The organism is Burkholderia sp. Ac-20379 (assembly GCF_017104645.1).
Taxonomy (GTDB): domain Bacteria; phylum Pseudomonadota; class Gammaproteobacteria; order Burkholderiales; family Burkholderiaceae; genus Burkholderia.
Map to the genome: position 1 here is coordinate 1 of NZ_JAAGPF010000060.1, position 12,220 is coordinate 12,220.

Sequence of the window (12,220 nt, forward strand, 5' to 3'; positions counted from 1 at the left end):
AGTCAAGCGTGCCAGGAGTTTTTATTGAAATGCGCCGGCCACCACCGAGATCTCCACGGCCACAAACCCTCTTCCCCTCCACGCCGCTCGCCGCCTGCCGCGAGCCGCAGGGCGGCCCCGTCCGGCTCGTCTACCTGAACCCGACGCTGCAGAACCCGACCGGCGCAACGCTGCCATTCGCGCGCCGGCAGGAACTGCTGAGCGTGGCGCAGCGGCACGGCGTGCGCATCGTCGAGGACGATCCGTACTGGCTGTTCGCGCCCGACGCGCCGCCGCCGCTCGCGCGGATCGCGCCGGCCCAGGCCGTGTACGTGTCGACGCTGTCGAAGTGCTTGTCGCCAGGGCTGCGCACCGCGTTCGTGGCGCTGCCCGACGAGGCGCTGCGCGATGCGTTCCTGACCGCGCTGCGCGCGTTTTCGCTGATGTCGCCGCCGCTGACCAACGCGCTGGTCACGCAATGGATCAACGACGGCTCGGCCGCGCAGGTGCTCGACGGTGTGCGCGCCGAGGCGCGCGAGCGGCTGCGCGCCGCCGCGCAGATGCTCGGCACCACGGGCGGCTGCGAGGCCGGCATTCATCTCTGGTATCCGCTGCCGAGCTACTGGGCGCCCGGCGAGCTGGCCGCGGCGGCCGGGGCCGAAGGGCTGGCGGTGGCGCCGTCCACGGCGTTCCACCTGGGCGCGAGCGCGCCGAACGCGATTCGCGTCTCGCTCGGCGCCACGCCCGATCGCACGCAGTTGCATGCGGCGCTGCGGCGGCTGTCGCTGCTGCTGGCGAGCGACGTGTCGAGCGGGCGGGGGATGATCGTCTGAGACGGGAACGGCCGGTTCGGGGCCGTGAAGTCGCCCGGCCGTGACGCGGTGAAACGAAACGGGCCGGTGGACGCGCTTCCACCGGCCCGTTTGTCATGTGTCGTGCGGCCGGGTGGGTAGACGGCCGGGCGGGCGTCGGATGTCGACGCCGCGCTGGTGCGGATCCGCGCTCGGAGGCGCCGGCATAGGAACGGGAGCGGGGGCATGCATGACGGCGGGCGGGGCCGCCGGCACCCGATACGGCACCGGGCGCGGCGCCTGCATCGGCACGATCGGCGGCACGCCGAACCTCGCGTCAAGAGGCATGCCGGCCAAGGCCGGCATGCCGCCGAACGCCGCCTGCTGCAAAGCCCGCATCGCGCGGGCCTGCAACGTCGCCATGTCCGTCATCCGTGCCGGCATTTGCGCTTGCATCTGGCGCGCCGTGGCGGGCGACGCACCGCTTGCCACTCGTCTGCATCGCGAAGCTCGCATCGCCGTTCGGGCTTTGCCAGCGTCATCGCACAAACCATGAACGCCGCTTCGCGTCGCATCGGGATTCTCCTGTCGTTATCGCTCATCGGCACGGAGGTCGGAAATGACGCGCGCAGATGGTCGGGGAGAACGCTTAAGCGAAACTTAAAAATACCGGGGGATGGGGTGAATGCAACGCCAAGGCGGCTGGCGCGGCGTGCCTGCCCAAGCCGCCTTGCAGCGCCACGTCGAACCCTGCATCCCCCTCACCCAGCCTCCCCCGCCCGCTGCCCCATCGCGAACGCCCGGAACCGCTCCACCGCCGGGCTGTCGCGCTCCACCCGCCAGCCCAGATCGAGATCGGCCACCGCGTCGCGCGCCCACAGCGGCCGGAACGTCACGTCGCGCATGCCCAGCTCGCGGGCCGAGGCCGGCACGATCGACACGCCGATGCCCGCGCGCACCAGCGTCAGCACGGTGTGCGTCTGATCGAGCTGCTGCGCCACATCCACATACACGCCCGCCTCGGTCAGCAACGCCAGCACGCGATCGTGGAAATACTTGCCGCCGTCGGCCGAATACATGACGAACGGCTGGCCCGACAGATCGGCGGCGGCGATCGTCTTGCGGCGCGCGAGCGGATGCGCGGCCGGCAGCACCACCATCAGCGGCTCGCGCGCGAGCCGCGCCGTGGCGATCTCCGGATCGGCCGACGGCGCGCGCAGGATGCCGATGTCGATCGCGCGCGCCTTCAGCGCGTCGATCTGCACCACCGACACCATCTCCTTGAGCACCAGCCGGATGCCCGGCAACTGCACGCGCGCCGCCGCCAGCAGCTCGGGCACGAGCCGGTAGCCGGCCACGGCCGTGAACCCCACCGTGACCTGGCCCTCGTCGCCGCGCGCCACCCGGCGGGCCGCGTCGGCGGCCTGATCGGTCAGGCGCAGGATCCGCAGCGCATCGTCGTAATAGCCGCGCCCGGCCGCGGTCAGCTTCACGCTGCGGCTGTTGCGCTCGAACAGCAGCAGCCCGAGCGATTCCTCCAGCAACTGGATCTGCCGGCTCAGCGGCGGCTGCGTCATGAACAGCCGCGCGGCGGCCCGGCCGAAGTGCAATTCCTCGGCCACGGCCACGAAACAACGCAGATGATTGAGTTCGACGTTCATTCCAATTTTTGTATTGATCGATGCGGAATATAGCTTAGACCTTGATCGATCGCCTGCCTATACTCGTTCGCACCGGGCCGCCATCCGCCTGCCGGCGCGCCGCCGATTCACCATTTCAAGACGTTCGAGACACCACCTGCCATGCCGTTCGACATCCTGCTGATCAACCCCGTCCTGCCCTCGCTCGACCGCCAACTGGCCGAGCGCTACACGCTGCACCGCTACTACGCGCACGCGGACAAGGCCGGTTACCTGCGCGAGATCGGCGCACGGATCCACGGCGTCGTCACGGGCGGTGCCTCGGGCATCGACAACGCGACAATGGACCAGTTGCCGAACCTGAAGATCGTCGCGATCAACGGCATCGGCACCGACGCCGTCGATCTCGACTACGCCCGCCGGCGCGGCCTGCACGTCTCGACCACGCCCGGCGTGCTGACCGACGACGTGGCCGACCTCGCGCTCGGCCTGCTGCTGTCGGCCTGCCGCGGCCTCTGCATCGGCGACCGCCACGTGCGCGACGGCCAGTGGGGCAAGGCGCCGGCGCTGCCGCTCGCGCGCAAGTTCAGCGGCATGCGGGTGGGCATCGTCGGGCTGGGCCGCGTGGGCCGCGCGATCGCCGCGCGCGCCGCCGCGTTCGGCTGCCCGATCGCCTACACCGACCTGCGCGAACTGAGCGACGTGCCGTACCGCTTCGTGACCGATCTCGCGCAACTGGCCGCAGACAGCGACGCGCTGGTGCTGGCCGCCTCGGCCGACAACGCGGAAGGGATCGTCGATGCGCGCGTGCTCGACGCGCTCGGCCCGGACGGCTACCTGATCAACGTGGCGCGCGGCAAGCTCGTCAACGAGGCGGACCTGGTGCGCGCGCTGGCCGACGGCCGCATCGCGGGCGCCGGGCTCGACGTGTTCGTGGACGAGCCGAACGCGCCGGCCGAACTGTTCGGCATGCCGAACGTCGTGCTGCAGCCGCACCGCGCCAGCGCGACGGTGCAAACGCGCGAGGCGATGGGCGCGATCGTGCTCGACAGCCTCGCCGCCAGCTTCGCGGGCCGCCGGCCCGACACGAGCGTCACGCCGTGACGCGCTGACGCGCCAACCCGCTGAAACGGCCCCGGCGAGGGCCGTTCGGACAACCAGAACCATCCCGCCAGATCAGGGAGGAGACACATGAAAAGCATCGACATGACGACGTCGAAGGCCGCGGCCGCCAGCGAGCGCATCGGCCATTTCCGCTACTGGATCCTGGCGCTGATCTTCAGCGTCACGGTCCTCAACTACGCCGACCGCGCGACGCTCTCGATCGCGGGCACCTTCGTCTCGAAGGATCTCGGCCTCTCGCCGAGCGCGCTCGGCATCGTGTTCTCGGCGTTCGGCTGGGCCTATGCGATCGGGCAGATTCCGGGCGGCTGGCTGCTCGACCGCTTCGGCGCGCGCCGCGTGTATGGCGCGAGCATCGTGCTGTGGTCGCTGTTCACGATCTCGCAGGGCACCGTCTCACTGTTCGGCACCGCGGCCAGCGCCACGGCCGCGCTGTTCGTGATGCGCTTCATGCTCGGCCTCGTCGAATCGCCGGCCTTCCCCGGCAACGCTCGGATCGTGGCGACCTGGTTCCCGACCAACGAGCGCGGCACCGCCAGCGCGCTGTTCAACTCGGCGCAGTATCTGGCCGTGGTGATCTTCACGCCGCTGATGGCCTGGCTCACGCACAAGTTCGGCTGGCATCACGTGTTCTTCTTCATGGGCGCGCTCGGCCTGGCGATGGCCGTGCTGTGGTTCGCCGTGCTGCGCGACCCCGGCTCGCACCCGCGCATGAGCCGCGCCGAGTTCGACCACATCGCCGCCAACGGCGCGCTGGTGGGCCTCGACAGCACCAAGGCCGGCACCCGGCGCCGCTTCACGCGCCGCGAGATCGGCGCGCTGTTCACGAGCCGCACGCTGTGGGCCGTCTACATCGGCCAGTACTGCATCACCGCGCTGACCTACTTCTTCATCACCTGGTTTCCGATCTACCTCGTCAAGGCGCGCGGCATGAACATCATGACCGTGGGCTTCGTGGCGGCGCTGCCGGCGATCTGCGGCTTCAGCGGCGGCGTGCTCGGCGGGCTGCTGTCGGATTTCCTGATCCGGCGCGGCTGCTCCACCTCGGTGGCGCGCAAGACGCCGTTCATGATCGGCATGGCGCTCGCGTCCTCGCTGATGCTCGCGCCGTGGGCCGAATCGGACACGATGGTGGTGGTGCTGGTGTCGCTCGCGTTCTTCGGCAAGGGCCTCGGCGCGATCGGCTGGGCCGTGCTGGCCGACGTCGCGCCGCGCGACATGACCGGCCTGAGCGGCGGCATCTTCAACGGCATCGGCAACACGGCCGGCATCGTCACGCCGCTCGTGATCGGCTTCGTGGTGGCCACCACCGGCTCGTTCGACCGCGCGCTGTGGTTCGTCGGCGCGCACGGGATCGTCGCGATCCTCGCCTACGGGCTGCTGGCCGGCAAGCTGCGGCGCGTCGAGCTGCCCGCCTGACGCGGCGCGCGTGCCGGCTGCCGCGCGCCGGCACGCGCCGCCCCCGCTCGGGACGGCCGATCGTCATCCGTTGCCCCGGCAACCATCGCCGCCAAAATCCGCACCGGCCGTCGGCCCCCCCCCCGACGCATCGCCGCCGGCGCGCGCCTCCGCCACGGCTGCCTCGCGGCCCGATCCGCCGCCTTCCTGCCGTTTTCCGGCGTGCGGCTTGTCATCTTTGCTTCACACGGTCCGACTTCGGCAGGCCAGTTTCGCTTACACTCCCACCGATCCCCCTTCGCGTTCCGCCGCGATGGTTCCATGCGCCCGCAACGCCAGGAGACAATCCCGCATGCACGCCGTGCCCCTGCCGAACACGAACCCCGAAGCCACCGATTCCACCGTCACGCAGCCCGTGCGCGATCTGCGCCGCGTGCCGATTCACCCCGACTTCTGGTATCCCCTCGCCTGGTCGCGCGAACTCAAGCGCGGCAAGACGCTCGGCGTGCATTTCGCCGGCGAGCCGATCGTGCTGTTCCGCGGCGAATCGGGAACGGTTTTTGCGCTCGAGGATCGCTGCGCGCACCGCCAGGTGCCGCTGCATGCCGGCGTGGTGGACGGCGACGCGCTGCGCTGCGGCTATCACGGCTGGACCTACGATTGCAGCGGCAAGTGCGTCGACGTCCCCTACCTCGGCAAGGAGCGCCTGCCGAACGGCGTGCGTTCCTATCCGTGCCAGGAAGTGCAGGGCCTGATCTTCGTGTTCACCGGCGATCCGGCGCTGGCCGCCGAAAAGCCGGTGCCCGCGCTGCCCACCGTGTCCGATCCGAAGTACAAGACGCGCCGCTTCGGCCGCAAGGTCAAGTGCCACTACTCGTTCATGCACGAGAACCTGATGGACATGAACCATCAGTTCCTGCACCGCCGCGAGATGGGCCAGATGAAGGCGCGTTCGCTCGGCCGCCGCCGCGGCGACGGCTGGGTGGAAGTCGATTACACGTTCTCGCGCGCCGAGGGCAAGCAGCCGATCGGCGAGGCGCTCGTGTTCGGCGCCAGCAAGAAGCCGCAGGATCAGAGCGACAAGAGCGTCATGACGATCCGCACCGAATACCCGTATCAAACGCTGAAGATCCTCTCGAGCGAAGGCACGCTGGTAATGGATCTGTGGATCGTCTACGTGCCGCTCGACGCGCAGCAGCGCACCAACCGCACGTTCGGCATGCTGTCGATCCGCAAGCCGTCGGTGCCGTTCGCGCTCGATCTCGCGTGGCCGCTGCTGGTGTGGTTCACCGAGCGGATCTTCAAGGAAGACCGCTGGATCGTCGAACGCGAGCAGGAAGCGCACGACATGCAGGGCGCCGACTGGAACAACGAGGTGTTCCCCGTCATCAACGACCTGCGCGACACGCTGCGCATCAACGGCGGGCGCACCGTGATCCCGATCCGCGAGATCGGGCCGGCGGCCTGATCCGCCGCGCGGCGGTCGTGAAAAAGCAGGCTTCGCGCCTGCTTTTTTCATTCCGGATGCCTGAAAAAGCGCTAGCGCCCGGCGAGCCCCTGCATCAGCAGATGCTCGAAATCCTTCAGCGCCGCGGCGGCCGTGGCCAGCGGGCTCGTGCGGCCGATCGCGAGCAGTTCGCCCATCGCATCCGTTTCGATCCGCACCGCCTTCATGCCCGCACCCACCTGCGCGAACGGATGATCGCCGGCATAGGTGCGCAACTGCACCGAGGCGCTCACGGTGTCGCCCTGCCGTTCGATGCGGCCCACCAGCTTCGGCACCCGGCCCTCGGCGCGCCAGCGCGAGAGATCGTCCGGCGCGATGCGTTCGATGCCGTCGCGCGCGATCGCATCGAGCGCGAGCCGCGCGCCGAAGCCCGCGTTGGCGAGGATGCAGATCTTGCAGGCCGTGTCCGAGCCGTCGAGATCGAAGCGCGGATCCGGCTCCGCCATGCCCGCGCGTTGCGCCTCGGCCACCGCGTCGGCGAACGCGACGCCCGACATCATGCGGTCGAGTACGTAGTTCGTGGTGGCCGTGAAGATGCCTTCCATCACGCTCACCTCGCAGCCGGCCGCGTTCAGTTCGATCAGATCGATCGTCGGCAGCGCGGCCGAGGTCGCGCCGCTGATCTTCAGGCGCGCGCCGTGCGCATCGGCCAGCGCGCGCAGGCCTGGGTAATCGAACACCAGCGCGCCCTTCGAGATCGCGATGCCGTGCGCGCCCGACGCCAGCGCCGCTCGCAAATAGCCGTAGCCCGCGCCGCCGGTGCGGTAGTCGGTCGGGCCGGCCTCGATCAGCACCTGCGGCCGCGCGGCCGCCACGAACGCCGCGCCGGTCAGCGCCGCATCGAGCGGCGCATCGGCATCGAGCGCATCGCGCAGGCCCTCGCGATCCACGCGCCCGCCGCGCGAGCGGCTGATGCCCGTGAGCCGCACGTCCACGCCGTAGCGCTCGCGATAGCGCGCGCGGCGCGCGTCGAGCAGCCCGGCGACGGCCCGGCCGATCTGGCCGAACCCGGAAATAACGACATCGCAACGTGACATGACGGCTCCTGTCGGATCGGCGGCGTGCGCGCCGCTTACTTCGCGAACAGCTTGCCGAGATCGGCGAACGCCTTGAATTCGAGCGCGTTGCCCGACGGATCGAGGAAGAACATCGTGGCCTGTTCGCCCGGCTCGCCCTTGAAGCGGATATACGGCTCGATGATGAACTTCGTGCCCGCGGCGCGCAGCTTGTCGGCCAGCACGTGCCATTGCTCGAGCGTCAACAGCGCGCCGAAATGGCGAACCGGCACGCCGTGCCCGTCCACCGCGTTGGTCGGCGCGATGCCCGCTTCTTCCGGCGCGAGGTGCGCGACGATCTGGTGACCGAACAAATTGAAATCGACCCACTCGGCCGAGCTGCGGCCTTCCGGGCAGCCGAGCAGATCGCCGTAGAACGCGCGGGCGGCTTCGAGGCTGTGAACGGGGAAGGCGATATGGAACGGCAGCAGGGGCGCGGGGGTGTGGGCGGTGGTCATCGTCGAGGCTCCGGTGTGTGGGGTGGTTGAGGTTCGCTGTTGGTTGGGCGGCGAACCATGACGATGATGTTAAAGATTCATGGGATCGATGGAAAACGATATTTATTTTTGTTGAACGATCGAAATTTTCGATTGATCGGCGGCTTGCCCGACCGGGCCCGCGCGGCCCCCATCAACCGATCGACGTATCGAGCGCATACGGCCCCTTCCGCAGGCGCTTGATGATGAACTGCGTGCAGGCCCGCAGCCTCGGCGACGTTTGCAGCTTGGCGGCCGTGACCGCCCAGACGTTCGCCTCCTGCCGATATTCCGGCAGCACGCGCTGGAGCCGCCCGGACTTCAACGCATGCGCCACGTCCCAGCCGGCGAGCAGAATGATGCCGTGCCCGGCGAGCGCCCAGTTGCCCACGATGTCGCTGTGATTGGAACCCATCGGGCCGGTGACCTTGACCGACTCGAAACCCTGCGGCCCTTGCAGCCGCCAGGTGCCGAACGTCTGATGGCGCTCGCGATACAGCAGGCAATCGTGGCTCGCGAGTTCGGCCACGGTCTTGGGTGCGCCGCGGCGCGCCAGATAGTCGGGCGACGCGCACAGCACCCGCGCGTTCTCGACCACCAGGTGCGTGACCAGATGCGGCTCGGACACCTCGCCCATCCGCACGTCGATGTCGAATCCCTCGGCCAGCAAATCGACGCGCCGGTCCATCAGTTCCAGCCAGATCTCGAGCTCGGGATACGCGCGATGCAGCTCCGCAAGAATCGGCGTGAGATGGTTGCGCCCGAGGCGCAGGCTCGAACTGATGCGCAACTGGCCCGACAGATGGGCGTCGCTGCGCGACACGCTGTCGTTCAGCCCGTCCGCCGCTTCCAGTACCTTGCGCGCCCAGGCATACACCTCCTCGCCCGCGTCGCTGATGCGCACCCGGCGCGTGGTGCGATGAAACAGCGTGACGCCGAGCGATTTCTCCAGATCCGCCACCCGCTTGCTGACATAGGCCGGGGAAATCCCCAGTTCCGTGGCGGCCGCAACGAAGCTCGAACGCCGGGCCACCTGGCAGAACACGCGGAGATCGACGAGGTCCCAATCATTGTTCACGATTTGGAAGGAGTGAAGTGAAGGATGCATGCATTGTAGCGGCACCCGTTAACTTTAATCTCCACTCCTGACGAAACCGCGCGTCAAGTACGCGGTGGACAAACATGGAGACAAGGTTATGAAACAACACGCGAGTCATGCGCCCGGCGATGCGCATCCGACCCGGCAAACGCGCAGGGCGGTGGCGAGCGGCTGGATCGGTTCGGCGCTCGAGTACTACGACTTCTTCATCTACGCGACGGCCGCGTCGCTGATCTTCCCGCAGATCTTCTTTCCGAAAGGCAACCCCACCGCCGCCATCGTGGCGTCGCTGGCCACCTATGGCGTGGGCTACGTCGCCCGCCCGATCGGCGCATTCGTCCTCGGGCACCTGGGCGATACGCACGGGCGCAAGAAGGTGCTGCTCACCTGCATGTTCCTGATGGGCTTCTCGACCATGGGCGTCGGGCTGCTGCCGACGTTCAGCCAGGTCGGCATGCTGGCGCCCGCGCTGCTCGTGATGATGCGGCTGATTCAAGGGTTTGCCGTCGCCGGGGAAATTTCCGGGGCGGCCTCGATGATCCTCGAGCACGCGCCGTTCGGCCGCCGCGGCTACTACGCGAGCTTCACGCTGCAAGGCGTGCAGGGCGGGCAGATCCTGGCCGCCGCGGTGTTCCTGCCGCTCGCGCACTACATGCCGGCGGAGGAATTCAACACGTGGGGCTGGCGCATTCCGTTCCTGATGAGCTTCCTGGTGATCGTCGCCGGCTACGTCATCCGGCGCAAGGTCGAGGAAACGCCGGCGTTCCAGGAGGAAGGCGCGCAAAGCGCCGCGCCGCGCGCGCCGATCGCCGAAGCGTTCAAGTATTGCCGCGCCGACATGCTGCGCGTGGTCGGGATCGCGCTGATGAACGTCATCCCGGTGGTGACCACGGTGTTCGGCGCGGCCTATGCGGTCCAGCCCGGCTACGGCATCGGCTTCGCGAAGGACATCTTTCTGTGGATCCCGGTGCTGGGCAACATCGTGGCGGTGATCGTCATTCCGTTCGCCGGCAACCTGTCCGACCGGATCGGGCGGCGGCCGCTCGTCATCGGCGGCGCGATTTCCTCAGGATTGCTGTCGTTTCTCTACCTGTACGCGATCAGCATCAAGAGCGTTCCGCTGGCCATCGGCGTGTCGCTGCTGATGTGGGGGGTGGTCTATCAAGGCTACAACGCGATCTTTCCGAGCCTGTACCCGGAGCTGTTCCCGACGCGCACCCGCGTCACCGCCGTGGCGATCGCGCAGAACATCGGCACCGCGATCACCGCGCTGCTGCCCGCGCTCTTCGCGGCCGTGGCCCCGCCGGGCGCGACGGGCATTCCGATGATGATCGGCGGCATCACGCTCGCGATCGCCCTGGTGGCCGCGTTGGCCGCCTGGAGCGCGCGCGAAACCTACCGGGTTCCGCTGAACGATCTCGGCAGGCACGACGCACAGCCGGTCGGCAAACCCGAATACCAGGAGATGCGCCAGCAGGCGCTCGAGCAATCGCGCGCCTGAGCGCAACCATCGAGGAGAGACAGAGCATGAGCAAGACCCGAATCGCCGTGGCCGGCGCCGGCTACATCGGCCAGGCGCATATCGGCGCGATCATCGGCAGCGACACCTGCGCGCTGTCGGCCATCGTCGACCCGTCGCCCGCCGCGCGGGCGCTCGCCGAAAGGAACAACGTGCCGCTGTACGCGACGCTGGAAGCGCTGTTCGCGAAAGACAGGCCGGACGGCATCGTGCTCGCGACGCCGAATCAGCTCCACGTCGCGCACGCCATGACGTCGCTCGAAGCCGGCGTGCCGATGCTGCTCGAGAAGCCGATCGCCCCGACCGTGGCCGAAGCGGAGGCGCTGGCGCGAGCGGGCGAGGATGCGGGCGTGCCGATCCTGATCGGCCACCATCGCGCGCACAGCCCGATCATGGAGAAGGCCCGGCAGGTGGTCGAATCGGGCGTGCTCGGCCGCCTCGTCGCCGTCACCGGTTCCGCGATGTTCGTGAAGCCGGATCACTACTTCGTCGATGCGCCGTGGCGCGGCGAGATCGGCGCGGGGCCGATCCTGCTGAACATGATTCACGAGGTGCACAACCTTCGCATGCTGTGCGGCGACATCGTCGCGGTGCAGGCGTTCAAGTCGCACGCCACGCGCGGCCTTCCGGTGGAAGACACCGTCGCGATCAACCTGCGATTCGACAGCGGCGCGCTCGGCACCTTCATGCTGTCCGACACCGCGGCCAGCCCGAAAAGCTGGGAGCAGACCTCGCAGGAAAACAAGGCGTATCCGACCTACGCGGACGAGGATTGCTACGTCGTGGCGGGCACCAACGGCAGCCTGTCGATTCCGACCATGCGCCTGAAAACCTATGCTCGGCACGAGGACCGCTCGTGGTGGAAGCCGTTCGAGGCCGGCACGGTGGGCATGGTGCGCGACGATCCGATCAAGCACCAGATGGCGCATTTCGGCGCGGTGGCGCGCCGCGAAGCGGCGCCGCGCGTGTCGGCGCGCGACGGCCTGAAGAACCTGCGCGTGACCGAGGCGATCGTCGCGGCCGCGGCCTCGGCCACCGTCGTCGAACTGCCGCGCGACTGACACGCCAACCCGAAGGAATCCATATGAATATCGTCATGCTTCACGGCATCAACCACAACATGTTCGGCAAGCGCGATCCCGTTCAGTACGGGACGATCACGCTGGCCGAGATCGACGACCGGCTGAAAGCGCTCGGCCGCGAGTTGGGCGCGGAGATCGACAGCTTCCAGACCAATCACGAAGGCGAGATGTGCGAGCGGATTCACCAGGCGTTCTCCGATGGCGCCGATGCCGTGCTGATCAACGCCGGGGCGTGGACGCACTACAGCTACGGCATTCGCGACGCGCTGGCCATCCTGACCGTGCCGGTGGTCGAGGTGCACATGTCCAACATCCATGCACGCGAGGCGTTCCGGCATCACTCGGTGTTTGCGGAGGTGGTGAAGGGGCAGATTTGCGGGTTTGGGGTCGACAGTTATCTGCTGGCGCTGCGGGCGGCGGTGGGGGCGGTGCGCGAGGCGAAAGGCGCTTGACGACGCACCGGCCGCTGCATCGGCATCGCGGCGGCGGCGGCGGGGATTGCGCATGACGTACGCCCGCTTCGCCTCGGCTGCGACCGGCCAACCTCGGCCG

At 68.5% G+C, this 12,220-nt stretch carries 12 protein-coding genes; 7 read left to right on the forward strand and 5 right to left on the reverse strand.

Annotation, left to right across the window (positions count from 1 at the left end):
- Window positions 1-29: 29 nt before the first annotated feature.
- Window positions 30-812, forward strand: a complete 783-nt coding sequence (locus G3N92_RS10870) for a PLP-dependent aminotransferase family protein (RefSeq protein WP_241014719.1) — start codon at window positions 30-32, stop codon at window positions 810-812.
- Window positions 813-905: 93 nt separating this feature from the next.
- Here G3N92_RS10870 and G3N92_RS10875 read toward each other — a convergent pair whose 3' ends face one another.
- Together G3N92_RS10875 and G3N92_RS10880 are read right to left on the reverse strand one after the other, a co-directional pair.
- Window positions 906-1,193 (reverse strand): hypothetical protein, encoded by a 288-nt coding sequence (locus tag G3N92_RS10875; protein ID WP_206127474.1) that lies wholly within the window; start codon window positions 1,191-1,193, stop codon window positions 906-908.
- A gap of 338 nt (window positions 1,194-1,531) precedes the next feature.
- Window positions 1,532-2,431 (reverse strand): LysR family transcriptional regulator, encoded by a 900-nt coding sequence (locus G3N92_RS10880; protein WP_206127475.1) that lies wholly within the window; start codon window positions 2,429-2,431, stop codon window positions 1,532-1,534.
- A gap of 141 nt (window positions 2,432-2,572) precedes the next feature.
- On the opposite strand from G3N92_RS10880, the gene G3N92_RS10885 reads away from it, so the two are divergent.
- The 3 genes from G3N92_RS10885 (at window position 2,573) to G3N92_RS10895 (ending at window position 6,398) form a co-directional block, all read left to right on the forward strand.
- Window positions 2,573-3,514, forward strand: a complete 942-nt coding sequence (locus G3N92_RS10885; RefSeq protein ID WP_206127476.1) for a 2-hydroxyacid dehydrogenase — start codon at window positions 2,573-2,575, stop codon at window positions 3,512-3,514.
- Between the two features lie 87 nt (window positions 3,515-3,601).
- Entirely contained in the window at window positions 3,602-4,951 is a 1,350-nt protein-coding gene (locus tag G3N92_RS10890; protein WP_206127477.1) for an MFS transporter, read from the forward strand.
- Window positions 4,952-5,282: 331 nt separating this feature from the next.
- Window positions 5,283-6,398 (forward strand): aromatic ring-hydroxylating dioxygenase subunit alpha, encoded by a 1,116-nt coding sequence (locus G3N92_RS10895; protein WP_206127478.1) that lies wholly within the window; start codon window positions 5,283-5,285, stop codon window positions 6,396-6,398.
- Window positions 6,399-6,469: 71 nt separating this feature from the next.
- Here the strand turns inward: G3N92_RS10895 and G3N92_RS10900 are convergent, their stop codons facing one another.
- From G3N92_RS10900 to G3N92_RS10910, 3 genes are all read right to left on the reverse strand, one after another.
- The gene (locus G3N92_RS10900; RefSeq protein ID WP_206127479.1) at window positions 6,470-7,474 is read right to left on the reverse strand and encodes a homoserine dehydrogenase; all 1,005 of its coding nucleotides are present in this window, start codon (window positions 7,472-7,474) and stop codon (window positions 6,470-6,472) included.
- A 35-nt stretch (window positions 7,475-7,509) separates the two neighbouring features.
- Window positions 7,510-7,950, reverse strand: coding sequence for a VOC family protein (locus G3N92_RS10905; RefSeq protein ID WP_206127480.1), 441 nt, complete (start codon window positions 7,948-7,950; stop codon window positions 7,510-7,512).
- 172 nt (window positions 7,951-8,122) lie between these two features.
- Window positions 8,123-9,046 (reverse strand): LysR substrate-binding domain-containing protein, encoded by a 924-nt coding sequence (locus G3N92_RS10910; RefSeq protein WP_339385886.1) that lies wholly within the window; start codon window positions 9,044-9,046, stop codon window positions 8,123-8,125.
- Window positions 9,047-9,164: 118 nt separating this feature from the next.
- On the opposite strand from G3N92_RS10910, the gene G3N92_RS10915 reads away from it, so the two are divergent.
- From G3N92_RS10915 to aroQ, 3 genes are read left to right on the forward strand one after another with little or no spacing between them, the layout of a single operon-like run.
- Window positions 9,165-10,568 carry an MFS transporter gene (locus G3N92_RS10915; RefSeq protein WP_206127482.1) on the forward strand — a complete coding sequence of 468 codons (1,404 nt, stop codon included), beginning with the start codon at window positions 9,165-9,167 and terminating at the stop codon, window positions 10,566-10,568.
- A gap of 26 nt (window positions 10,569-10,594) precedes the next feature.
- A complete protein-coding gene (locus G3N92_RS10920; protein ID WP_206127483.1) occupies window positions 10,595-11,647 on the forward strand; it encodes a Gfo/Idh/MocA family oxidoreductase in 1,053 nt (350 codons plus the stop codon).
- A 23-nt stretch (window positions 11,648-11,670) separates the two neighbouring features.
- Window positions 11,671-12,120 (forward strand): type II 3-dehydroquinate dehydratase, encoded by a 450-nt coding sequence (gene aroQ, locus G3N92_RS10925; RefSeq protein ID WP_206127484.1) that lies wholly within the window; start codon window positions 11,671-11,673, stop codon window positions 12,118-12,120.
- The last annotated feature ends 100 nt before the right edge of the window (window positions 12,121-12,220 follow it).

Bases quoted from the DNA above. Each gene is read 5' to 3' on its own strand.
- G3N92_RS10915 (WP_206127482.1), top strand. From the start codon at position 9,165: ATGAAACAACACGCGAGTCATGCGCCCGGCGATGCGCATCCGACCCGG.
- G3N92_RS10900 (WP_206127479.1), bottom strand. From the start codon at position 7,474: ATGTCACGTTGCGATGTCGTTATTTCCGGGTTCGGCCAGATCGGCCGG.
- G3N92_RS10905 (WP_206127480.1), bottom strand. From the start codon at position 7,950: ATGACCACCGCCCACACCCCCGCGCCCCTGCTGCCGTTCCATATCGCC.
- G3N92_RS10880 (WP_206127475.1), bottom strand. From the start codon at position 2,431: ATGAACGTCGAACTCAATCATCTGCGTTGTTTCGTGGCCGTGGCCGAG.
- aroQ (WP_206127484.1), top strand. From the start codon at position 11,671: ATGAATATCGTCATGCTTCACGGCATCAACCACAACATGTTCGGCAAG.
- G3N92_RS10875 (WP_206127474.1), bottom strand. From the start codon at position 1,193: ATGGCGACGTTGCAGGCCCGCGCGATGCGGGCTTTGCAGCAGGCGGCG.
- G3N92_RS10885 (WP_206127476.1), top strand. From the start codon at position 2,573: ATGCCGTTCGACATCCTGCTGATCAACCCCGTCCTGCCCTCGCTCGAC.
- G3N92_RS10920 (WP_206127483.1), top strand. From the start codon at position 10,595: ATGAGCAAGACCCGAATCGCCGTGGCCGGCGCCGGCTACATCGGCCAG.
- G3N92_RS10895 (WP_206127478.1), top strand. From the start codon at position 5,283: ATGCACGCCGTGCCCCTGCCGAACACGAACCCCGAAGCCACCGATTCC.
- G3N92_RS10870 (WP_241014719.1), top strand. From the start codon at position 30: ATGCGCCGGCCACCACCGAGATCTCCACGGCCACAAACCCTCTTCCCC.
- G3N92_RS10890 (WP_206127477.1), top strand. From the start codon at position 3,602: ATGAAAAGCATCGACATGACGACGTCGAAGGCCGCGGCCGCCAGCGAG.